This is a genomic window from Idiomarina sp. HB, from assembly GCF_048059115.1.
GTDB classification, from domain to species: Bacteria; Pseudomonadota; Gammaproteobacteria; order Enterobacterales; family Alteromonadaceae; genus Idiomarina; species Idiomarina abyssalis.
Genome location: NZ_JAYLVU010000002.1, coordinates 658,168 through 680,973 on the forward strand (window position 1 = coordinate 658,168; position 22,806 = coordinate 680,973).

At 45.9% G+C, this 22,806-nt stretch carries 24 protein-coding genes; 15 read left to right on the top strand and 9 right to left on the bottom strand.

Translation table 11 applies throughout. The annotated features are described in order from the left end of the window. Positions 1-50 precede the first annotated feature (50 nt). Positions 51-2,756, top strand: a complete 2,706-nt coding sequence (locus VBY75_RS08820; protein ID WP_416512118.1) for a TonB-dependent receptor domain-containing protein — start codon at positions 51-53, stop codon at positions 2,754-2,756. 178 nt (positions 2,757-2,934) lie between these two features. Here VBY75_RS08820 and VBY75_RS08825 read toward each other — a convergent pair whose 3' ends face one another. After that, positions 2,935-3,822 (bottom strand): mechanosensitive ion channel family protein, encoded by an 888-nt coding sequence (locus VBY75_RS08825; protein ID WP_416512120.1) that lies wholly within the window; start codon positions 3,820-3,822, stop codon positions 2,935-2,937. 99 nt (positions 3,823-3,921) lie between these two features. Between VBY75_RS08825 and VBY75_RS08830 the strand changes: the two genes are divergently transcribed. Further along, positions 3,922-5,514, top strand: coding sequence for an ABC-F family ATPase (locus VBY75_RS08830; protein ID WP_416512122.1), 1,593 nt, complete (start codon positions 3,922-3,924; stop codon positions 5,512-5,514). Here VBY75_RS08830 and VBY75_RS08835 read toward each other — a convergent pair. The 3 genes from VBY75_RS08835 to VBY75_RS08845 are packed head-to-tail and all read right to left on the bottom strand — an operon-like array spanning position 5,511 to position 7,503. Continuing rightward, a complete protein-coding gene (locus VBY75_RS08835) occupies positions 5,511-6,176 on the bottom strand; it encodes a glutathione S-transferase family protein (protein ID WP_416512124.1) in 666 nt (221 codons plus the stop codon). The genes VBY75_RS08830 and VBY75_RS08835 overlap by 4 nt on opposite strands. A 9-nt stretch (positions 6,177-6,185) precedes the next feature. After that, positions 6,186-6,803: a glutathione S-transferase family protein gene (locus VBY75_RS08840; protein ID WP_416512126.1), complete on the bottom strand. Its 618-nt coding sequence runs from the start codon at positions 6,801-6,803 to the stop codon at positions 6,186-6,188. 49 nt (positions 6,804-6,852) lie between these two features. Continuing rightward, positions 6,853-7,503 carry a DUF1707 SHOCT-like domain-containing protein gene (locus tag VBY75_RS08845; RefSeq protein WP_416512129.1) on the bottom strand — a complete coding sequence of 217 codons (651 nt, stop codon included), beginning with the start codon at positions 7,501-7,503 and terminating at the stop codon, positions 6,853-6,855. Positions 7,504-7,733: 230 nt separating this feature from the next. Between VBY75_RS08845 and VBY75_RS08850 the strand changes: the two genes are divergently transcribed. The 4 genes from VBY75_RS08850 (at position 7,734) to VBY75_RS08865 (ending at position 11,773) form a co-directional block, all read left to right on the top strand. Then, positions 7,734-9,323 carry an amidohydrolase family protein gene (locus tag VBY75_RS08850; protein ID WP_271331959.1) on the top strand — a complete coding sequence of 530 codons (1,590 nt, stop codon included), beginning with the start codon at positions 7,734-7,736 and terminating at the stop codon, positions 9,321-9,323. Between the two features lie 180 nt (positions 9,324-9,503). Next, entirely contained in the window at positions 9,504-9,908 is a 405-nt protein-coding gene (locus VBY75_RS08855; RefSeq protein WP_271331960.1) for a GreA/GreB family elongation factor, read from the top strand. 219 nt (positions 9,909-10,127) lie between these two features. Continuing rightward, entirely contained in the window at positions 10,128-10,502 is a 375-nt protein-coding gene (locus tag VBY75_RS08860) for a GreA/GreB family elongation factor (RefSeq protein ID WP_271331962.1), read from the top strand. A gap of 56 nt (positions 10,503-10,558) precedes the next feature. After that, positions 10,559-11,773 carry a M24 family metallopeptidase gene (locus VBY75_RS08865; protein ID WP_278358178.1) on the top strand — a complete coding sequence of 405 codons (1,215 nt, stop codon included), beginning with the start codon at positions 10,559-10,561 and terminating at the stop codon, positions 11,771-11,773. A gap of 199 nt (positions 11,774-11,972) precedes the next feature. On the opposite strand, the gene VBY75_RS08870 is transcribed toward VBY75_RS08865, so the two are convergent. From VBY75_RS08870 to VBY75_RS08880, 3 genes are read right to left on the bottom strand one after another with little or no spacing between them, the layout of a single operon-like run. Continuing rightward, on the bottom strand, positions 11,973-12,953 hold the full coding sequence (locus VBY75_RS08870; RefSeq protein WP_273023181.1) for an MDR family oxidoreductase: 981 nt from the start codon (positions 12,951-12,953) through the stop codon (positions 11,973-11,975). Positions 12,954-12,999: 46 nt separating this feature from the next. Further along, positions 13,000-13,635, bottom strand: a complete 636-nt coding sequence (locus VBY75_RS08875; RefSeq protein ID WP_271331965.1) for a TetR/AcrR family transcriptional regulator — start codon at positions 13,633-13,635, stop codon at positions 13,000-13,002. A 53-nt stretch (positions 13,636-13,688) separates the two neighbouring features. Beyond that, on the bottom strand, positions 13,689-14,558 hold the full coding sequence (locus VBY75_RS08880) for a LysR family transcriptional regulator (protein ID WP_273023184.1): 870 nt from the start codon (positions 14,556-14,558) through the stop codon (positions 13,689-13,691). A gap of 102 nt (positions 14,559-14,660) precedes the next feature. Here VBY75_RS08880 and VBY75_RS08885 point away from each other — a divergent pair, with 102 nt between their 5' ends. Then, entirely contained in the window at positions 14,661-15,161 is a 501-nt protein-coding gene (locus tag VBY75_RS08885; protein ID WP_273023185.1) for a lactoylglutathione lyase family protein, read from the top strand. Positions 15,162-15,231: 70 nt separating this feature from the next. Here VBY75_RS08885 and VBY75_RS08890 read toward each other — a convergent pair whose 3' ends face one another. Continuing rightward, on the bottom strand, positions 15,232-16,593 hold the full coding sequence (locus VBY75_RS08890; protein ID WP_273023186.1) for a diguanylate cyclase: 1,362 nt from the start codon (positions 16,591-16,593) through the stop codon (positions 15,232-15,234). A 636-nt stretch (positions 16,594-17,229) separates the two neighbouring features. Continuing rightward, entirely contained in the window at positions 17,230-17,430 is a 201-nt protein-coding gene (locus tag VBY75_RS08895) for a hypothetical protein (protein ID WP_271331968.1), read from the bottom strand. A 75-nt stretch (positions 17,431-17,505) separates the two neighbouring features. On the opposite strand from VBY75_RS08895, the gene VBY75_RS08900 reads away from it, so the two are divergent. From VBY75_RS08900 to VBY75_RS08935, 8 genes are all read left to right on the top strand, one after another. After that, positions 17,506-17,850, top strand: a complete 345-nt coding sequence (locus tag VBY75_RS08900) for a hypothetical protein (protein ID WP_271331969.1) — start codon at positions 17,506-17,508, stop codon at positions 17,848-17,850. A gap of 66 nt (positions 17,851-17,916) precedes the next feature. Further along, complete coding sequence (locus tag VBY75_RS08905; RefSeq protein ID WP_199494126.1) at positions 17,917-18,405, top strand: DUF411 domain-containing protein; 489 nt, start codon at positions 17,917-17,919, stop codon at positions 18,403-18,405. Between the two features lie 2 nt (positions 18,406-18,407). Continuing rightward, positions 18,408-18,632 (top strand): twin-arginine translocase TatA/TatE family subunit, encoded by a 225-nt coding sequence (locus VBY75_RS08910; RefSeq protein WP_414653609.1) that lies wholly within the window; start codon positions 18,408-18,410, stop codon positions 18,630-18,632. Next, a complete protein-coding gene (locus VBY75_RS08915) occupies positions 18,616-20,373 on the top strand; it encodes a copper resistance system multicopper oxidase (RefSeq protein ID WP_271331970.1) in 1,758 nt (585 codons plus the stop codon). Before VBY75_RS08910 ends, VBY75_RS08915 begins: the two co-directional genes overlap by 17 nt. 11 nt (positions 20,374-20,384) lie before the next feature. Continuing rightward, positions 20,385-21,128 carry a copper resistance protein B gene (locus tag VBY75_RS08920; protein ID WP_271331971.1) on the top strand — a complete coding sequence of 248 codons (744 nt, stop codon included), beginning with the start codon at positions 20,385-20,387 and terminating at the stop codon, positions 21,126-21,128. A 27-nt stretch (positions 21,129-21,155) separates the two neighbouring features. Beyond that, a complete protein-coding gene (locus VBY75_RS08925; RefSeq protein WP_126785262.1) occupies positions 21,156-21,506 on the top strand; it encodes a copper resistance CopC family protein in 351 nt (116 codons plus the stop codon). Then, entirely contained in the window at positions 21,503-22,351 is an 849-nt protein-coding gene (locus VBY75_RS08930) for a copper resistance D family protein (protein WP_241970420.1), read from the top strand. The genes VBY75_RS08925 and VBY75_RS08930 overlap by 4 nt, the downstream gene beginning before the upstream one ends. Positions 22,352-22,368: 17 nt before the next feature. Beyond that, positions 22,369-22,803, top strand: coding sequence for a YybH family protein (locus VBY75_RS08935; RefSeq protein ID WP_006956244.1), 435 nt, complete (start codon positions 22,369-22,371; stop codon positions 22,801-22,803). Positions 22,804-22,806: the final 3 nt, after the last annotated feature.

Consider the following 22,806-nt stretch of genomic DNA (forward strand, 5'->3'; position numbering starts at 1 on the left):
AGGCGCACCACAGTTGCGCCTATTTTCCGATTTTATTGCAGGAGTTGGTTATGAAAAATCAATACAAACTCAAACCTGTTGCTTTAGCGGTTGGTTTGGGCCTGTTTGCCACGGCTCCGACAGCTTTGGCACAGCAAGCTGACGAAACTGAAGTTGAACGCGAGTCGACCATTGAAGAAGTGGTTACTACCGGTAGTCGTTTACAGGGAAGTGCGGCTGCAGTGGTTGAAGAGCGCAAGAACCAGGCCTTTGTGGCAGATATCCTGGGTGCAGAGCAGCTGTCCCGTTCCGGTGACAGCGACGCGGCTTCAGCGTTGCGCCGGGTGACCGGTTTGACCCTGGTGGACGGCAAATTTATTTACGTGCGTGGTTTAGGTGAGCGCTACTCAAGTGCCCGCATTAACGGTGCCAGTATTCCCAGCCCGGACTTAACCCGTAACGTGGTACCGCTGGACATTATTCCATCGACCATTATTGAAAGCATGGCGGTACAAAAGGTGTTTTCACCTTCCATGCCAGCGGCTTTTGGCGGTGGTAACATCGATATCCGCACGCGCTCGCTGCCGGATGACTTTATCTTTAATGTTGAGGCCGGAGTCGGTCTTAACAGCAATGCGGATGACGGCTACACCTATAACCGCAACGATGACGGCATTCCTGACGGGATCCGCGATGCGATTGGTCGTTATCAGGGTGACTTTAGCTTACGCAACATTATTAATACCGATGGACTGAGCGGTAGCGGGAACAGTGCCGGTGATCAGGCGCGGGCGATTAATGCGTCACTGGCGAAACAATTACCTCGTGACATGGTGCTAAAGGAAGAGTCTCTGGATCCTAACTTTGATTTAAAAGCGACCTTAGGTAACAGTTTTGATGAGTCCTGGTTGGGCGGCACTATCGGAGTGTTGGCTGCTGCGTCTTATGACAATGACTGGGATGTCTCAGAGCGTCGTAATGCGGTTATCAGTAACAATGCTGAAGCGGGCTGCTCAACTTCGCTGGAAACTGCCGAGGATGTCTCTAACTCGTGTTACAACACCTTGTCTGAAACTACGGTGACACAGGAAACAGAACGTCTTAACGGCTTTTTTACCGCAGGCTATGAATTAGACACACACAGCGTTAGCTACACCAAAATTTACCTGGAAGACTCAGAGGACGAGTCAGAATTTGGTATTAAGCAAAGCCCCAACGGCAGTAACCTGAAAACCATTGCCGGAACCGGTATTGCTAACCGCGAACATGAGTTCAAATACGAAGAGCGGGTACTAAACGTGGACCAATTCCGCGGCCAGCACACCTTTATGGACTATTGGGGTATTGGTTTTGACTGGCAGTACACGGAGTCAAAAGCGGAGACGGAAATTCCGACCGAAGTGTCTTACCGTTTTGATGACATTTACAACACTGACCGTAGCTTCTCTGAGACTCGGGTAACGGGTGATGACAACCGCGCTATTTTCCAGTTCGTAGATATGGAAGACAACGTGAAGTCATACGGTGGTAATTTCTCGCTGCCATTAATGTTTTCCGAGTTAGAGCTGGAATTGAAAGCGGGCTACGACTTTGTTGATAAAGCACGTTACTACAACACCAGTCGTTTTAGTCTGGATAACGCTTCTGGATCACGTTTGTCAGTGCTGGATGATTTAGACAACGTACTGGGAGTTACCGGGTATCTGACCGATGAGGTCATCGACGAAAATGACTTCCGTATTACCTTCCGTGAACCGGGTGCGCCAAATGCGGATGATTACCTGGCTGCTCAGAAAATCGATGCGTATTACGGTGAGTTCGATGCCATATTCGACAATACCTGGCGTGTCAGTGGTGGTGTTCGTTACGAAGACTTTAAGCAAGTGTCATTGGCGACCTCGAGCTTAATTTTTGACGAGCAGGACCTGAATAACTACTTCAACCCTCAGCGCGTTATCGATAGCTCGATTTCAGAAGACGATGTTTACACCGCTTTGTCACTGACCTATATGGCTAATGACAATTATCAGCTTCGCTTTGGTTACGGTGAAACCGTGGTTCGTCCGGACTTGCGCGAGACGGTTCCGGTAGCTTACTACGATCCGACTACGGATATTCGCACTTTTGGTACGGCCGGTTTGCAAAGCAGTGACTTACGTAACTACGATGCACGCTTTGAGTACTACGCGGATAATGGCGATAACTACACCGTTGCAGCCTTCTATAAGGACATAGAAAACCCAATTGAGTCGGTGCTGCGCGTGGGTGATGAAGATTACACACTGACCTATGTGAACGGTGAATCAGCCGAAGTGTACGGTGTTGAGTTTGAATGGCTGCACGACTTAGGGTACTTGGCGAACGGCTTCTTCACCTCAGGTAACTTAACCTGGAGTGACTCAGAAGCGTCGATTGACCCTGCGTTGGCGGGTAACTTAACTAACCCGACGAAGCGCATGACCGGACACTCAGAATACGTGGCTAACTTTCAGTTAAACTACGACTCTGCCAACGGCGAGCACTCCACCTCGTTAGTTTACAACGTGTTTGGTGAACGCATTCTGGCAGCAGGTGTTGGTGGACGTGAAGACGCTTACGAACAGCCTTTCCACTCGCTGGATTTGGTGTACAACTACTATCCGAGCTTTAGTTCAAAAATCGGCTTCAAGGTAAAGAACATTCTTGGAGAAGATCAGGAAGTGACGCAATCGGATATTTTAGTTCGTAGCAAAGAAGTCGGAACCGTTGTTAGCTTAAGTTACAGCTACGAGTTCTAGGTAGCCTGATGTTTACATCAGGTGAGGTGGATGTAGCGGGCGCTGAGGTCGCAGGAACTATTGAGGAGGACGCCCGTAAATACATCCATGTAGGGCTTGGGCAGCGCCATCCATGGCGCTGCACACCTCCTCAATAGTCCACTGCAACCGTCGGTCGCGCCCTCTATCACCAGCATCATTAGGTCATCTTTATCTCTAGTGGTTTCAACGTATCTAAATGCACATCGCGCTGCGGGAAGGCGATGGTGATGTCATTCTCGGCGAATATCTTATCGATTTTAAAGCGTATGTCGGACTGTACTCGACGAATGTCCATCGGGGCTTCAACTTCTGTCCAGAACAGTAAATTGAAGGTTAAGCTGTTGTCACCAAAGTCATCGAAAAAGACTTCAAAAGGCAGGCGCTGAACAATTTTTTCGTGTTGGCTGGCAGCTTCCAGCATGAGTTCGCGAACTTTCTCGATAGGCGAGCCATAGGCCACCCCAACGGTGACTGTGCTGCGTATTTCCGTCGAAACCAGTGTCCAGTTCACTACCCGCTGTTCCAAGAAGTAACTATTAGGCACCAACACATGCACGCCGTCGAAGCGTTTGATGCGAACACAGCGGTTGCCAATTTCTTCAATTTTGCCCCGTTCATTCTCGAGCTCAACAATGTCGCCAATGCGAATAGGGCGCTCTGCAACCAATATCATTCCGGAAATTAGATTGTTTAACAGGTTCTGCGCACCAAAACCGACACCAATGGCTAACGCACCACCTAATACAGCAAATATGGTAATAGGGATGCCGGCAACGGGCAGGGCTATTAAGACAATGAGGACGTAAGCCAGGAATGAGAACAGTTTTCTAAAGGCATAAATGGTGTTCTGAGAGGCATGGCCCGATTTTAGAGCCCGTTTGACCAGACTGGAGCCAACCCAGCGTATAACAATAACGCCAACAATAATCAGTGTAATGGCAATAATTACCTGACTGAGGTATATCTGGGCGTCGCCGGTCTTCCAAAGCTCGGTATTCCAAATTTTACTTAAATTCGTGGAGACATCATTCCAGGACATTTGCATAGTCTATTTACCCATTAGTGAATCTTTCTTTGTAATTTACGCGAAAAACACGTACATTGCGCGCTCAATTTTTACCCTATAGTCCTGGATGTTGAATACGTGATTTCTGCTGCAAATATCACCATGCAATTTGGTGCGAAGCCTCTTTTTGAAAATATTTCTGTTAAATTCGGCAACGGTAACCGTTATGGCCTGATAGGCGCTAACGGCTGCGGTAAGTCGACCTTTATGCGCATACTAAGTGGTGAGCAGGAGCCGTCGGCTGGCAATGTGTCGCTGGAGCCCAATATTCGCATTGGTAAATTGCGTCAGGACCAGTTTGCTTACGAAGACTACAGCGTGGTTGATGCCGTTATTATGGGGCATGAAGAGCTGTGGGCTGTAAAAGAAGAGCGCGACCGTATTTACGGCAGTGGCGAAATGAGTGAAGAAGACGGCATGCGTGTTGCCGATTTGGAAACCGAATTTGCCGAAATGGACGGTTATACGGCGGAGTCTCGTGCGGGCGAATTGTTGCTGGGGCTGGGTATACCGGTAGAGCAGCATTTTGGTCTGATGTCGGCGCTGGCGCCGGGTGTGAAAATTCGGGTGTTACTGGCGCAGGTTCTGTTTTCTGAGCCGGACATTATGTTGCTGGACGAACCGACCAACAACCTGGACATTAATACCATTCGTTGGTTGGAAGACGTGTTGGCCGAAAAACAAAGCACGATGATCATTATCTCGCACGACCGTCACTTTCTGAATACGGTTTGTACGCACATGGCCGATATTGATTACGGTGAGTTGCGCGTATATCCGGGTAACTACGACGAATACATGTTTGCCGCCACTCAGGCGCGTGAACAGCTGATGAGCGATAACGCCAAGAAGAAAGAGAAAATAGCGGAGCTGCAGAGCTTTGTCAGCCGTTTCTCTGCGAATGCATCGAAAGCCAAGCAGGCAACCTCACGTCAGCGCCAAATGGAAAAAATTCAGTTGGACGAGGTTAAAGCGTCCAGTCGGGTTAATCCGTACATTCGCTTTACTCAGGAAAAGAAACTTTACCGATTAGCGCTTGAAACCGAAAATGTGCGTAAGAGCTTCGAAGACGAGGCGGTATTAAAAGGTCTGAGTACCTCGGTTGAAGTGGGCGAAAAAGTCGCCATTATCGGTGCCAATGGTATTGGTAAAACGACGTTGCTGAAATGCTTGATGGGCGAATACACGCCGGATTCCGGTAGCATCAAATGGTCGGAAAATGCGGCGATAGGTTACTACGCGCAGGACCACGTCCACTGGTTTAAGCAGGAAATGACCGTATACGAGTGGATGTATCAGTGGAAGAAGCCGGGCGACGACGAGCAGGCCATACGCGGTGTACTGGGTCGTATGTTGTTTTCTTCAGACGACATTCAAAAGCCGGTATCGATTTTATCCGGTGGTGAAAAAGGGCGGATGATCTTCGGTAAGCTGATTTTGCAGCGCCCGAACATTCTGGTGATGGATGAACCGACAAACCACTTGGATATGGAATCGATAGAGTCGTTAAACCTGGCGCTGGAGCAGTTTGAAGGTACCTTGTTGTTTGTTAGCCATGACCGCGAGTTCGTGTCGACTCTGGCTACGCGTATTATCGAAATTACCGACAAAGGCTTACGTGACTTTGCCGGTAGTTACGATGAGTATCTGGCGCAGCTGGCTGCTGCTTAACGTTGCACCATTTTCTGGGCGCTCTTGACCAGCTCGTCAGGGTCGCCCATACGCTCTGGCTTTGATACACCACGTTGGCAGGCAGGGCGCTCGCTAATGGTGTTCATCCAGCGTTTTAAGTTTTCCAGACCATCGAGACTGACACCAGACCAGTCGTGAGTGCGTACCCAGCACCAGTTGGCAATATCCGCTAACGAGAAGTTTTCACCGGCTAAGTATTCAGACTCTCCTAAACGCTTATTCAGCACTTCGAACAGACGACGGCTTTCATTCTGATAGCGTTCAATGGCTGATGGCAGCTTCTCCGGAAAGTACCGATAGAAGACATTAGCTTGTCCCATCATGGGGCCAATGCCACCCATTTGAAACATCAGCCATTGGATCATACGTGAACGTTCTTTCGGATCTTTAGGGTTCAACTTGTCGTAGGTTTCCGCCAGATACAGCATAATGGCACCGGACTCAAACACCGCGAAATCATCGTTATTTTTATCGACAATTACCGGAATGCGCCCGTTAGGGTTCATTTTCAGAAAGTCAGGACGTTTTTGCTCGTTGTCCTGTAACTGAACGTGATGCAGTTTATAGTCCAGCCCCATTTCTTCTAATGTGACTGTCGCTTTATAACCGTTGGGTGTGGCAGCCGTGTAGAGTTCAATCATTTGTATCCCTTAAACCTTTGATGAGTCGCGCTCTTTCATACGCTCGTACCAGGCTTTTAGATGAGGCCAGCGGTCATCGACTCGCAGTTGAATCACCTTGGCAAAGTCGACCGTGCAAAAGGCGTTAATATCTGCAATGGTAAAACGTTCCAGCGCAATAAACTGATGATCGGCCAGGTGCTTTTCCAGAAAGTCGAAGAAGGTCAGGGTTGCTGCGTGGTTTGCCTCACCCCACTCTTTTATGGGTGTCATTTTGTGTTTGAAGTAGTCGGTGGTGTGCTGAAAACACATGCCAATTGGGGTAAATAAATAGAAGTCTATCCAGCGTGTCCATTGTTCGATAATGGCCTGCTCTTCGGCGGTATTGCCTAGTAAGACTTCAGATTCCGGGAAGGCGGCTTCAAAGTAGCGGCAAATGGCCATGGTTTCGCCAATGCAGGTGCCGTTGTCGAGTTCCAGTACCGGCACTTTTTTCATTGGGTTTTTGCGTTCAAATTCCGGCGTTAAGTTCTCGCCTTTGGCCAGATCGAGCTCAACGCAGTCGACCTTGTTCAGGAGCCCTTTTTCAGCGAGAAACATCCGCACCCGCCGAGGATTGGGCGCTTTTGCCATTTCATAGAGTTTCATGGAGCTAACTCTCCGTTAAATTGAGTGTTAGCTCCAATTTACTCCGACACTAACGAGATTGAAAGGTGCCTTTTAAGCTATTTGCAAAGGCAACAAACTTCTCTTTTATGGTGCGCTTCACTTTTACCTCAACAGAACCCAGTACCTGGAAGCCCTCTATACGTATATGTGGTGCCTGTTTTAAGTTGCCCATAGACGGGGCTTTATTCTCTGTGGAACCAAGAATGCTAAAGACGTTGGTGCTGATAGTAATTTCTTCAGGCACGAAAATTTCCAGGCTTGAAAGGCCGCCTACAATTTTTATAGTAACGTCAGGGTGCTGGAATACGGCATCGGTAAAGTCCAGTTCTACTGAGCCTAACAGGGAATAGATGGTGATTTCGCGTGGAACCGTCCATACACCACAGCGCTCATTAGAGGACAGTATGGAGACCACGTTTTCTGTTGGCAGCACTCGGCCCTCACCGTAATGTGGCGAGAATTGCTGTTCTTTCATGCTGTCGTATGAGGTATCGGGCTTCAGCTCCAGGTCTTCTACCAGTTCCGCCAGCTGGCTATGTGCCGTCGCGTCCATGGCTTGATCAAGCCGGCGTTCAAAGGCTTGCGCTGAGAGCTCACCGTGGCTGTAATTCATGACCAGTTGGTCGATGGTTTCTTCCCGAACTTTTTCTATTGGGCGATCTTCAAACTTTACACTCATGATGGTTCCTTGTTGTTCTTATCTTCTTATTATGGACAACAAAGCAATTCTTAGGCCAGAAATAATTTCTTTAATAATCAGATGTTTATAATTTCACCGAAAACCGAGATTTGTGCTTGTGACCAAATATTGGGAAGAACGACCAATTTACACGAGAGCAGTTGACCTTCTGCGAGTTATTAACTTAACTAAAACTCAGGAAAATCAGGCTATTTCAAATGGATACGACCATGAATAAACTCCCTTTTGTTGTTGATGCCCATACCCACCTCTTTAATGCCCGTTATGTGCCTTTGCAGGGAATTCTCGAGAGCTGGGGTATTTGGAAGTTACCGGCAAAGTTAATTAGCAAACTGGCGTATTCACTGACCGCCAGCTCTACATTACAAGAGCGGCTGGCGTCATTTTCAGTCACCACTCAAAAAGGTGCCACAGAAAAAATCTGCAACGAATTTGCCCATCTGGTTTGTGTTGAAATAGAGCATTACTTACCGGGAGAATTAAGTGAAGAGGGCAGTAGCAATCCGGAGTTAGCGAAAGCCTACCAGGAGAAATTCATTAATAGTGAGTTGTACTCGGTTCTGAGAGAAATACATCAGTATTGCGGTGACAGCGAATCGGCCCGGGAGTTGGAGTTAGATTACATAGAAACAAAATTAACCTTCAAAGCAGAAACTCACCCTCAGGATAAAATATCGGGCTGGTTTTCCGGCATTCACAAAATGATAGAGCGTATGTTGCGCAAGTCACTGGAGTTTTTAGAGAACGCCGCGGACAAAATAGATTTTGTTTTAAATATGCTGCGCAGTGAAGTAGGGATACTTAAACGGTTAAAAGGCTATTACGGCAACTTTGCGGAAAATTATGTGCTTTTTCATTACATGATGGATATGGCTCATCCGTTTGACGATGACCCTAAATACGAGTTTTATGATCAGCAGTTAGAGCGCATGACTGCGTTGGAGAATTATTCAGAAGGCATAGTGCTGGGGTTCTCTGCCTTTGACCCTTTGCGATTTGTTTCTCGGTCTGCATCTGATCGCGCGCTTCGTGACGCTATAGAAACCTCATTGGAACATGGCAAGGCGGGGTTTAAGTTTTACCCTCCCATGGGTTACAAGCCGGCAGGCAACGAACCTCCTGTTGAACGGGTTGTTGATTATTTTCTGGATTTTTGTGTGGAGTATTCCATTCCGGTTTTCACTCACTGCACGCCGGAAGGCTTTCAGGCTTATAAAGGGTCAGGGTTAAATTCAGACCCGGATTACTGGGAGCAGGCGCTGACAAAAACAGAGCAAAGGAAAACAATGAGGCTCTGCTTTGGCCATGCCGGTGGCGGAAAGCGAAAAGTGAACGGGCGCTGGGTTAAAGGTTGGCTGGCAGAGACAGAAGAAGAGTGGAGTGATCCGAACAACTACGCCCGTAAGGTTGTCGAGCTGTGTCGGCGTTACCCGCATGTTTATTGCGACTTGTCGTACTTACATGAAATTGTCGGCAGTAAGAAAGCACAGGCAAGCCTGGCCCGGCGGCTTGAAATTGAGCTAACGCGTGAAGCGACCGCAGACAAACCTTTTAAGCTGGCTGATAAAATAATGTACGGTAGCGACTGGCATATGGTGTCTATGGTTAACGACATTGAAGCCTATTTTGGGCAAATAAAGGACATTTTTGAAAAGCAGAAAATGCAGCCTTTTGCCGATAGGTTCTATTTTAAAAATGCACTGAGGTATGTTGATTTAGAGGCTTATATTAAACGTGCGGAAAATGTGTTTAGTTCGAATTACGTTGCTCGGCTAGAGAATATCGCCGGCTTGCTTTAAATTTCTAACGGGCTATGATGGATTCAGTTGTTAAGAGGACATCATGTTTAAGTCTAACTATTCAATACAGAGTACCGCTCTCACCTTTCCAAATTAAGCCGGACGCGCCTTAAGCGTCCGGCCAGTCTGTCTGTTATTCCCTTTAAATAATTTATGTTCAGTTCGGTTGGAGATAAAGCCGTGCTTAAGCGTGCATTCAGGTTCTGTAAAACCTCGGTTTGTCCGTCAAACCCAATTTTTCAGGAAGCGGGGCAGCAAATGCTGATAGACCCCGTAGAGCTCAGTATTTTGTTGAATAGACTTGAGTTCAGTGAATCAAAAGAAGCCTTAATTGAAAAACGCATTCGAGTTGGAGCTTCGGTTGTCCTGCGTAATCTAAAAACAATGGAACAGGTAAGGGTTAGGTTGGTTCCGCCAGAGTTAGCGGATACTGATAACTACCTGGTGTCTTTTATTTCCCCCTTAGGATCGACGTTGCTTGGTCTTCGCGTAGGCGATATAGCAACAGTCATTGTTAAAGGTATATCAATAAAGTGGGCGGTTCTAACGGTAAATCAGAATCGACTCGCATCTGTTGATGCTTAGCCAGAATTCAAAGGAGGGTAGTGCCTTGGAGTAACTTAGTTGTGCAATGTGTCGATTAACTTAAACATTTGAACAGATAAGGTGAATCCAATGAGTAAAGAAAAGCAGAAGAAAAAACCGCAGTTAACGTTGAAAGAAAAACGAAAAGAAAAGAAGAAAAAGAAACTTGAAGAGTAAACTTAAAGGGCTCTCCGGAGCCCTTTTTTATGAGAGAGAATTATGAATACTAGACCTAACATTGTTATTTCGTGTGTCGATATGGCCGTAATTGAACATCATTTAGATGAGACCAGTTTACCCCGGGAGTTTTTGGATGAGTTAGAGGTTGAGCTGGCCCGTGCTAAAATTGTTGAGCCGAATGTCATGCCCGCCGACGTTGCTTGTCTGAATCGGCAAGTGACCTTTAAGGTTTTAGAAACGGGGAAAGTTTTTACAAAAACTTTGACTGCGCCTGATCAGGTGGATAAATATGAAGACAGCTTATCGGTTTTTGCTCCTTTGGGAGCAGCGCTTATTGGTCTTTCCGTAGGGCAGTCTATTCAATGGAAAACCAACCGCGGTCTACAGTCAGTTGAGATTATTCATGTAGCCTGACGTTCACGTCAGGTTCAACCCAGCCATGGTGGCTGAATTATTAAAAGGAGTGTTTTATGACGCATGGTGTGGGAGTTGCGCGGGCTGAAGAGGCTCTCAGCGCTTTGGAAAATATGACCGCAGGTGTTCAGCCTATTGCGTTGGAAGAATACCAACAGCGCGTTGCCAGAGCGCAGGCACTGATGCAGGAGCAAGGCATTAGCGCTATGTACTTAAACGCAGGAACCAACTTAGAATATTTTACTGGTTTAAAGTGGTACCCCAGTGAGCGCCTGGTTGGCGCTGTTCTCCCGGTTGAAGGGGATGTCACCCTGATAGCGCCGGCGTTTGAAGTCGGCTCCTTAACTCAGGCAATGATACTGCCCATGGATACGGTTTTGTGGGACGAGCACGAATCACCCTACGAACGGTTGTTGGCGTTCTTAACTGAGCATTTTTCTGATGGTTATAAGCTGGCATTAGATGAATCCACACCCTACAGCGTGGTGGCAAAGCTGGAGGAGCGTAAACCCGCCGAAACAATGTGCGACGCAAAAGCCATTACCGCTACCTGCCGAATGCATAAATCCCCTGCAGAACTGGTGTTAATTCAGACCGCAATGGATATGACCATGGCTGTGCACAGAGCCACCGGTGCTATGCTTCACGAAGGCATCACAGCGTCGGAAGTCAGAGCTTTTATTGATAAAGCACATCGTAAGGTGGGAGCGTCCGGTTCGTTTTTCTGTATTGTGTTATTTGGCAAGGGCACCAGCTACCCACATGGCGTTAATTACGAACAGCACTTAGAAAAAGACGACTGGGTGCTGATAGATACCGGCTGCAAGTTGCACGGCTATCATTCTGATATTACCCGTACTTATGCTTTTGGCACTGCAACTGAAGAGCAGCAGAAATTTTGGCAGTACGAACGAGATTTGCAACAAGCCGCCTTTGATGCCGCTGTACTGGGTAAGACTTGTGAGTCTGTGGATGACGCCGTGCGTGTTAAATTAAAAGAACAGGGCCTGGAGGCCGACTATCAATTACCGGGTGTGCCGCATAGAACCGGGCATGGGATTGGTATGGATTTGCACGAGTGGCCGTACTTAGTGGGCGGCGATAAAACCGAGTTAGCGCCCGGTATGTGCTTTAGCAATGAGCCTATGGTGATTAACCCGGAGAAGTTCGGCGTGCGCCTGGAAGACCATTTTTATATGAGCGAAGAGGGGGCTTTTTGGTTTACCGAGCCGTCGCGCTCAGTGGATGACCCTTTCAACCTGGTTGGTTGAAGTTGTTAAATCATTCGCAGATAGGCGTTGACGAAATGTTTACTGCTCATTTCGCCAACGTCAAAGTAAAAACTCGGCTCAATCAATTTCATTTTTATGATGGATAGTGGATTCATCAATATTTGCTAAAGCTATTGAAAAGCGTTAAGTAAAAGAACATAACCTCAACTTCAATATCGCTAGTCTTTATATATCTAGATTAGTCATTCACATCAACTACCGTACGGCCGCGCACTTGGCCTTTGAGCAATTGTGGCGCAAGCTCCTGAACTTCGTTAAGACCGACAGTTTGTGTCATGCTATCCAGCATTGATAAGTCTAAATCTTTTGTTAACCGGTCCCACGCTGCTAATCGGTCTTGCATGGGAGCCATAACGCTGTCGATACCTATTAGTTTTACGCCACGCAAAATAAATGGCGCCACACTTGTGGGTAAGTCCATACCGGCAGCTAATCCACACGCAGTGACAACGCCCCCGTATTGCGTTTGCGAAATCGCGTTGGCCAATATATTCGACCCGGCGACATCGATAACGCCTGCAAATCGTTCTTTTGCCAGAGGCTTGGCGGAGCTTTCAAAGTCACTGCGTGGCAGAACTTCAGAAGCACCGAGTGTTTTGAGGTAACTTGTTTGTTCAGAGCGGCCTGATACTGCAATGACTGTGTAACCAAGTTTGCTGAGCAAGGATGTGGCTATTGAGCCCACACCGCCCGCAGCGCCGGTGACTAAAATGTCACCAGAGCTTGGCGTAACACCTTGCTGTTCCAGTGCTAATACGGATAGCATGGCAGTGTAGCCGGCAGTACCAATAGCCATGGATTGTTTAAGACTGATAGCCTTTGGTAAGGGGACTAGCCATTCGCTTTTTACGCGGGCTATTTGTGCTAACCCTCCGGTATGCACCTCGCCAACGCCGTAGCCATTTAATAATACCTTGTCGCCGGCTGCAAAACGGTCGCTGGAGGACTCTATCACTGTTCCGGCTAAATCAATGCCGGGGATCATGGGCCACTGACGCACGACTCCGGGCTTTTGGCAAATAGCCAGCGCATCTTTATAGTTCAAAGTTGAATAAGCGACATCGACGGTCACATCGCCGTCATTCAGTATCGATTTATCTATCGACGTTAATTCAGTGAGTTGCTCATCGTGTTTGGTGATAACAATGGCGTTAAACATAAAATTCTCCAAAAGTAGACTGATCGTCTATAAAAAGATAAAAAACTCATCGATTGAGTGTGTTTACAAAATAGTCTGCAAATAATTGAATGGGTTGTGAGCTTTTTTGCAACTTACCGTGGAGAACGGCACCTTCCCAGCCAATCCAAAATAGCTCGCTTTGTTGGGCGCAATTTAACGAGTTTGCGATGTGGCCATAGGCTTGCTCCTCTCGCAGATAGTCGGCAAGCAGATCACTCCATTGTGAGAAAACACCGGCCAATTGGCTACGAAAGCTAGGCGGCAGGGTGTTCAATTCTTGTCCAAGATTACCGATTAAACAACCGCGCTGAAATTGATATTTCTCAATACCGCTAATGGCGTCGGCAACGAAAGCATGGAAGCCTGATAGCGGCTGTTGGCGGCTCGGCTGCAAGCATTTAACCAGTTTGTTTTTAAAGAACTGATTGTAGCTTTCAATGATTTCCTGACCGAATGTCTCCTTACTGCTGAAATAATAGTAAAAAGAACCTTTAGGGATACCCTCTCGCTTTAGAATAGAGTCTAATCCTATGCTTGAATACCCAGACTCGGTGAGCGATTCAATTCCTGCACGCAGTAAGCGCTGTCGAGTTTGATTGTGACCTTCGACATTCTTTTTAGGGCGGCCGCGAGTTCGCTTGTTTTTATTCTCAGTTTCCATTCTTAAAAAAATAGACTAACCGTCTATAAAAATCAAGTGTCACTATGTTGAGTTCAAATTCGTTGCTTAATATCAGCGATGACGGTTTTAATCCGGTTCGGGGGTTGAGTGTTTCGTCGGGTACAAAGGTAAAGCGTTTCGCTCACCGGATGGTTTAAGTGATGAGACTTTATTTTATCAGACTTTGGAAAGGCATCGACTGCGTAGGCAGGCAGTATGGTAAAGCCCAGTCCCATGCTAACTGGGGTGAGAATTAGACTGATCTGATTAGAGAACCCTCGCTGAATAAATAAATTGCTGTGTTGGAATTCCGGGTAGTTGGGGCTTAATAAGAGATCTGCATGGTGACTGCCGTCTGGGTGATCGATGAAACCAAGAGTCTTCAATGAATCCCAACTGGGAGTCTCAACGTGAGCGGGGGTGACCAAAAGTAGTGGCTCACTTCCAATTGCCTCACAATTGACATCCGGTAGTGACGGCTTTGACGACATAATACCGATATCCACACTTGATTCTACAATGGCACTTTCTATGTCTGCATTTGGAGCAAATCGATAATTCATTACTAGTTTAGGATGCTCTTTTTGCAGAGACAGCAAATAGGGGTACAGTTTAAGTCCAACACTGCCAGGCGACATTATCTTAACTAAGCCTTCAAAGGCTGGGTCAGACGTAACAATGTTTGCAAGGTTTGAAAATTCAGCGAGTAAGCGGTTAGCTTCATCGTATAAACGCTGACCCGCTTCCGTAAGACGAAATTGTTTCTTTTCTCTAGTTAGCAGAGTTCGGCCTAACTGCGCTTCTAGTTTTTGCACATGCTGGCTTACGCCCGATTGTGTCATGTGAAGCGTCTCTGCGGTGCGAGTGAAATGACCGATTTCGACAAGGGTACAAAAAGTGCGTAGCCACGTTGTATTTAGCATTTAAATATGATTATAAAATATGATGATTTTAATGATAAATCATAATTTAAAATTATGTAATAGGTCAGTTAACCTTCTTTTATCTTAAAGAGAGGAGGTTTTATGAGTAATGTATATCCAAGAACTTTTTCGCATATCGGTATTTCCGTCCCAAATTTGGAACAAGCCGTTGAGTTTTATACTCAGGTTATGGGCTGGTATTTGATTATGAAACCAACCGATATAGAGGAAGACGACAGTGCGATAGGTGAAATGTGTACCGATGTTTTCGGAGCCGGCTGGAATCGCTTTCGGATTGCGCACCTGTCGACAGGTGACAGAATTGGCATAGAGCTATTTGAGTTCGAGAATCAACAGAACCCTGATGATAACTTTGAATACTGGAAAACCGGAATTTTCCACTTTTGTGTGCAAGATCCCAATGTTGAAGAATTGGCTGAGCGTATTGAAGCTGCGGGTGGTAAGAGACGCATGGAAAAGCCTCGTTATTATTACCCTGGCGAAAAGCCTTACCGTATGATTTACATGGAAGACCCATTTGGGAATATTTTAGAAATTTACAGTCATAGCTATGAGCTGATTTATAGCGAAGGCGCTTATTGATATTTCGTCTGAGACAGAATGAGAAGAGGTCCTGCAGATACACAGGGCTTCTTCTAAATGCTTTGTAGCTTTATTCGTAATGCCAAGTCAGCCTGTTCCTGCCTTGTTTTTTACTTTGGTAAAGTGCGATATCAGCTTTTTTATATGCGGTATTAAATAGATCATCTACCGCGAGCTCCGTAGCGCCTATGGATACCGTTACGTGGACGCCGCTTTTATTTCCCAATAATATCTCATTACCAGCAACTTTTTTACGAATATTTTCTAAAATTGACTGAGCATTTTTACGTGGAATATTCATCAATATGATGACGAACTCTTCACCACCAACTCGGGATACGCAGTCACTCGCTCGAACTTGTTCGGCTATTTTTCGGGCTGTCTGTTGGAGCACTTCGTCACCTGCGTCATGACCATAACTATCGTTTACCACTTTGAAATGATCTATATCAATTATGGCAAAGCAGGTTATATTTAACGTCTGATTATCGTTTGGCTGTAACTCTTCAAAACGCTCAGTTATGAACAGACGATTTGAAAGGCCGGTTAGAAAGTCGGTATAAGCCAGCTTTTCCAATTTTTTTGTTTTAGAAGAATTGATAATAATATTCTCGATAGCAGAACATATTAGGCTCATTAGCTCTATATCAAGTTCGGTAAATGGTGTAAGACGTGTTTCTGGACTCGTAAAGTTGAGTGTTCCCCACGTTTGCCCATTAATTTTAATGGGTAAGCCCAGGTAAGTCTCTAGTTGGAACTTTTCAAAACAGGGGTGCCCAGCGTACTCACGACTCTCCGAGGCGTGAGTGGTAGCGACAACCTCATTAGATTCTAGTGTCACGGAGCAGTATGTTTCACCCAACGAAAACGTTGTGTCTGCAGGAATATCTTCCGCTTCGGAGTAGGCGTATTTGACGACGTAGTCGTCATCAGTAACATGGCTGACAAGCCCTGTTTGTGCATGTAAGTAATGGCAACCAAGTTTAAGAAGCTTGGCAATACGATCAGTGGACAGTGTTTTTGACTGTCGATTGACGACATCGTGTACAGCACGTAAAACCTCAGCTGCGCTGGCATACTCGGTCACATCATTGATTATTGCAAAAAAGCCATTAACCCGTTTGCTGAGAGTTTCGACATTGGGTATATAGTTTATCTCGAGTTGAATGCTACGTCCGTCATTCAGCTCTACCCTCTCGGACAGCTCAAGCTCTTCGCCCTGTAGAACGCGGTCGTGAATTTTAGAAATTTTTTTGTAGGACTCATCACCCACAATTTCAGCGATTGTTTTGCTTTTTATATTCTTTAGTTTTACACCAAAAAAATTCTCATACGCTGTATTTACGAACTTGTAGCGTCGCTTGTTATCTACAAAAGCGAGCATGTAAGGAAGAGTATTGGCGAGCTTTTTGAATGAGCGATCTATTTTCATGATGCAGCAACATTATTATAGCAACTTTAGAATAAGCATATAACGGAAGTGAGTGAATGTATATGTTCAAAGGGTCTAGCAAGGTTTGGGAAGTCCATATATCATGCTGATGAACAAGATATAAATTCTACTTCTCAAGCTTTGTTCCCAAAATGCAATAACGGGAACAAGCAAACCCACTAAAAACGGTCTATTTCCCCCTTTATACCTTTTTAAGTACTCAAAATCATGTTTTACAGCAAAAAAGGAACTCCACCATGGCCGAAGTACAAGCGGTTAAAGATCTGGATATCGTTGAGCTCATCAGTAAATTTCTTATATAATTATTTCGAACAGATTACTGCTTCATTTGAATCTTATAGGGACCAACCCAAGGATTTGGATGAACTCGAGTAAGTCGCAGTTATGTTTTTCGGACATTTCCAGTGACAGGGGCAGAAGATTGGAATGACCTGGAAAATGTTGCTCGCGACTTTGTCGAGCTAGAGCTGCAGGAGTCTTAAACCCCTATTTATTTTTTTATATACGGTGATTGTAAAGTCATTCACCTATGGCGGTGAGGGTAAAGCTATTGGCCCAAAGCCTCACCAAAGAGGTGAAAAAACTATATTTGTTGCTTTGACTATGGTGACCTTGCTATTTATCAACATTTTTCCATGGACCGAACGCGATAAAGTAAAGAAGGATGATATTGGCGATAGGGATAACAATCAGAAGACCCAATGGAGCAGGGTAGCCAACTCGTTGGCAGATACGCCATGCAGGAACAATAAAAATAGCTCCCACGATCAGCATCCATAGAAACCCCATACCGGCGAACATTTCGTGATTCATCATTATCTTCTCCTTATTTGACATGCGTTAAAATGACGTTAGACTGGAATTTATTAAATTGCAAAAAGCAGGTAGCTAGTGCAAGTCCGAATTCTGTTATTAATGACAGTGTTATTAGTGTCGATGTCGTTTTCGCAAACGGCAGAGGCTCACGCATGTCATGGTAAAGGACAAATGCAGCACAGCATGATGCAAAAAGCAGACGTAAGCGACTGCGAACATGAGAAGCAAAAGCACAACTCGTGCTGTGCTGACATGACAATTCGGCATTGCTCCGGCAGCTCAGTTTTATTTGTCGGACAGTCTTCTTCAGTTAATACCGCTACGATCAATCTTTCTTCTAAAGTCGATTCTCCGATTGACACTTCAATTCGGGCTAAACACGCGTCTAATCTATTTCGTCCTCCAATAATTATCGCTTAATAAGTTTGTAGAAATTTAGTACACGCCCGACGTGTCCCTTTAAAACTTATGAGTCGGTGGATAATTATGTCTATCAAACGTAATTGCGCTGTTTTAGCGATGCTTTTCTCTGTGTCTATGTCAGTTGCTGGCGCAGAAGAGCAACTGAGAGTTCTAAAAGACCCCAACTGTGGCTGCTGCGAAAAGTGGTTGAAAGCTTTACCCGAAAGCTTAAATGTTTCTGTTGAGCACCCAATAGACTTGACGCAGCAAAAGCGTCAAGCAGGTATCAGTGCTGACATCCAGTCCTGTCATACTGCCATCTCCGATAGCGGCTTTGTATTCGAGGGGCATGTTCCCCCTGCACTCGTTTCCCGCTATTTGGAGGGAGACAAGTCAACTAACGGAATCGGTTTAACTGTTCCGGGAATGCCTGTCGGTTCTGTCGGTATGGAAATGGGAAGTCGATTCCAGCCCTATACAGTTTATGAAGTGAAAAAGGATGGCTCTATAGCACCTTATCAGCAGGTAGCAAGTATTAAGCAGCAAAAGAAACTATCAGGTGGAGGCGATTAATTATGGGCTTCGGTGGTATGAGTCTGGTTCAACTGGGAATTCTGTTAGCTATCGTCATTCTTCTTTTTGGCAGCCGAAAGTTAAGGACTTTCGGCTCTGATCTTGGAAGTGCGATTAAAGGGTTTAAATCGTCAATATCAGATGGTGGTGCTGAAAATAATTACGATAGTTGTGACGGACAAAAATCAACCTCAAAAGAGGAGAATGAAAATGAGCACCGAGTTTAATAAAGGGCGTCGAAAATTCATTAAATCTGCATTTACTGTGGCGTCCGCGTTAGCAATTGCCAAAGTAGCCCCAACATGGGCAACACCTCAAGGGCGTAAATTTAAAGATCAAGTTTTGACGAAAGATGAAATTGATTTGACCATCGCGAAGTCTCCTTTGTTAGTAGGGAATAAGGTTGGCACACCTATAACGATTAACGGTCAAATGCCTGGTCCTCTAATTCGTTTGAAAGAAGGTCAACGAGCCAAGCTAAATGTGACCAATAGACTATCTGAAGACACGTCAATCCACTGGCATGGGATTATTTTGCCTGAAAATATGGATGGCGTACCCGGGGTTTCATTTGAAGGTATAAAGCCGGGGCGAACTTATAAGTATCGCTACGACGTTGAGCAAAATGGCACTTATTGGTATCACAGCCACTCGGGTTTACAGGAGCAACTGGGGCACTTAGGTCCGCTGATTATCGACCCAAAAGACGGAGATATAGGCGCTGATCGTGAACACACAATTATTCTAAGTGACTGGACATTCGAAGATCCAAATGAGGTTTTTCGTAATTTGAAAGTAGCGGAAGGCTACTATAACTACCAAAAGCGTACGATATTTGAGACGTTCGAGGACGTGCGCCAGCATGGGTTAGAGAAAACCTGGAAGCAAAGAGAAATGTGGGGACAAATGCGGATGAGTCCTCGCGATATCGCTGATGTGACAGGGAGTACATACACCTACCTGATGAATGGTCGCGATTCAGCAATGAACTGGTCAGCATTATTTAAACCAGGTGAGAAAGTGCGACTTCGTATTATCAACGGCTCTGCGATGAGCTTTTTCGATGTACGTATTCCTGGTCTAGAGATGACTGTAGTGGCGGCAGATGGTCAACCGGTGAAGCCTGTGTCTATTGATGAGTTTCGTATCGGAGTGGCTGAAACCTATGATGTCATTGTTCAGCCAAAGCATAACAAGGCTTATACGATTTTTGCGGAGAGCTTTGACCGTAGTGGCTATGTCAGAGGCACATTAACACCAGAAATTGGCCTTGAAGCAGAAGTTCCTGAGTTACGCGCGGTGCCTGAACGTGGTATGGCCGCGATGGGAATGGGGGCCATGGCGATGTCAGGAAATAAGGAAGAGAAAGGTATGATGAATATGAGCGGCACAGACGGTCATATGAATCATGAAATGATGCATAAAAAAGAGCTTCCTGTGGAAAACATTAAAATTGAGCACAGTGAAGGTGGTCACGGAGCTGCTGCCGCCATGATAGCTATGAATCCGACCAGTCGTCTCCATGAACCGGGCATAGGTTTGGATAATGTTGACCATAGAGTCTTAGTGTATAGCGATCTTATTGGCGCCCAAGAATGGCCAGATAAGCGGGAACCAGAGCGCCAGATTGAACTGCATTTGACCGGTAATATGGAACGGTATATGTGGTCGTTTGACGGGAAGAAATACACCGAAGTTGACGGCCCTGTGCAGTTCCGTCACGGCGAGCGCTTAAGGTTGGTGATGGTTAATGACACCATGATGGATCATCCAATCCACTTACACGGTATGTGGATGGAACTTGAAAATGGACAGTATCCTCGTCCTCGTAAGCACACCATTAGTTTAAAACCAAGCGAGAAAGTATCACTACTGATATCCGCTGATGCACCGGGAAGCTGGGCATTTCATTGTCATCTGCTTTATCACATGAAAGCGGGCATGTTTCGTGTGGTAAATGTGGCATAAGGAGGAAGGCTATGTACGCTAAATCATTGTTGTTCACTACAGCACTTTTACCCGCAGTGGCAATGGCGGGACATGCAGAGGAAGGCTGGCCAGAGCCCGTTAAAGAATATTACACCGGGCAGGTATTATTTGACCGGCTGGAATTAACGCGAACAGACGAGGAAGAGAACGTTGCCGTTTGGGACATGATGGCTTGGTACGGTGGTGATTATCATCGGTTTGTCTTCAAAAGTGAGGGGGAAAATATTCAAGATGACGGAGAGCCCACTGACTTGGAAAGTGCTGAGTTGTTATACGGCTACCTGATGTCTCCGTTTTGGTCGTTTCAGGCCGGTGTCGGTACGCGAGGCTCCTTATCGTCCGATGCCTCTATGGAAAATTATGCCGTTGTTAGCTTCATGGGGCTGGCTCCGTATTGGTTTGAAATGGACAACTCGGTGATGGTGAACGAAGAAGGTGATGTCCAGTTTGTCAGCGAAACTGAATATGAGTGGCAGTTAACGCAAACATCGTACTTGCAGCCTCGTATTGAGTTAACAGCTAACCTAACAGATTCAGACAAATATGAGCGGGAGAGCGGGTTGAGTAATTTGCGCGTGGGTTTGCGTTATCGACACGAGGTGAGTCGTGAATTTGCTCCTTATATCGGTATTTACTGGAACGGTGCGTTAGGAAACACGGCGGACCAGCTGAAACGTATGGGTGAAGATACGACTGAAACAGGCGTGGTCTTAGGGGCCAGAGTTTGGTTTTAATGGATGATAAAACAAAGAGGAAACAACATGAGAAACTTATTTAAATTAGCATTCGCCACCGCTTTATTTTTTAGTGCATGGGCCAACGCCCATGTCGGCATGACATCCAGTAGCCCGGAAGACGGTGCGACTTTGTCGGAGTCACCGGCGGAAATTACGATGAATTTTTCCGGTGATGTTCGCCTGGCTAAAATTATGCTGCACTCAGACGACGGTAAGATGCACCCGTTGGACTTTTCTATGAGTATGACACCTAAAGCAGCGTACGAAATTACTGTTAAAAACAACCTGCCGTCAGGTGGTTACACGGTTTACTGGACAGCTATGGGTGGGGACAGTCATAAAATCTCGGGTGATTTTAGCTTTGAGGTGAAATGATGACCTTTTGGAGTGTGGCCAGTGTTTTAACGCTGGCCTTCATATTCTGGCTCAATGCGGTGATGACGGCCTCGCCTTATATCGTTTATTTGTCCGGTTTAAAAAAGCAGTCTGAACGAAAGAATAGCGTTGCTGCGTTGCTTTTATTGCTAGCAAGCCTTCTGTATTTTTTTCTAAAAGTTGGTAGTTTTGCTGCAGAAGGGCTTGCTGGAATGGCCGACTCGACATATATGCAATTTATATGGGCTGGTCCTGTTGGGTTGTTCATGCAACTTCAGATAGCGGTTGCTATTGCTTGGATTGTTTACTCCGTTGTTAAGCTAAAACGTATAAAGTGGGTGCTATATGTTGTCGCCATTGGACTCATGGGATGGAGCTTTTTAAGTATTGGTCACGGCAGTGACGCCGTCTGGTGGGGAAAGCTAGCGCTTTTAACACACTTGTTAGTCGCTTGGGTTTGGTTCGGCAGTCTTAACTCATTGCGAAAGCTGGCAACGTCGGTACCGCTTGCTAAAGCGAAAGCCATTATGGAGCGTTTTGGTGTGCATATGTCTGCAGCGGTTCCAATACTCCTTATTGCGGGCTTGGTTATGTATCGTAGTGCAACAGGGCGATGGATGCCAGAGCTGCCGCTTACGTCGTATGACACGGTACTACTAGCGAAACTTGTGTTTGTGGCGCTGATTCTCCTTGTTGCCGCATTGCATAAATTAAAGTTCGTACCGCAATTAAATGATAACGCGGCCGCCAAGCGACTCAAAAACTCCATAACGGCGGAAATGGTATTGGCTGTCACTATTTTTACCCTGGCCTCTGCGCTAAGCAGCGCGTTTTCCCCTAGTTAATGTAAGGAATAATAAGAATGAAATTATTCATGAGTGTTTTTATGGTTTCGGTGCTGTTTATTTCAGCGCCTAGTAGTGCCGAGGAAGTATCTGAACCGACAGTTGTGCTTGATAGGTTTCGAACGGCTTTGACTGAAGGTGACACGGAAGTCGTTAAAGATGTGCTTTCCAATGATGTGTTTATCTTTGAAGGTGGTGGTGTTGAACGATCCTTGGCCGAGTACAGTGCTCATCACCTTAAGTCAGATATTAAGTTTAGCCAGGCGGTTCCTTCACAGTTGCTTGAAAGGACAGTACAAGAAGCCGATGGCCTTGCTGTGATCACTTCTCGGTATAGCGTTTCCGGGGAGTATAACGGGCGTGAGGTTGATTTAACGATGAATGAAACCGTAACCGTATCAAATACGACTGAGTCTGGCTGGAAAATTATCCGGATCCATTGGTCCAACTGAGTT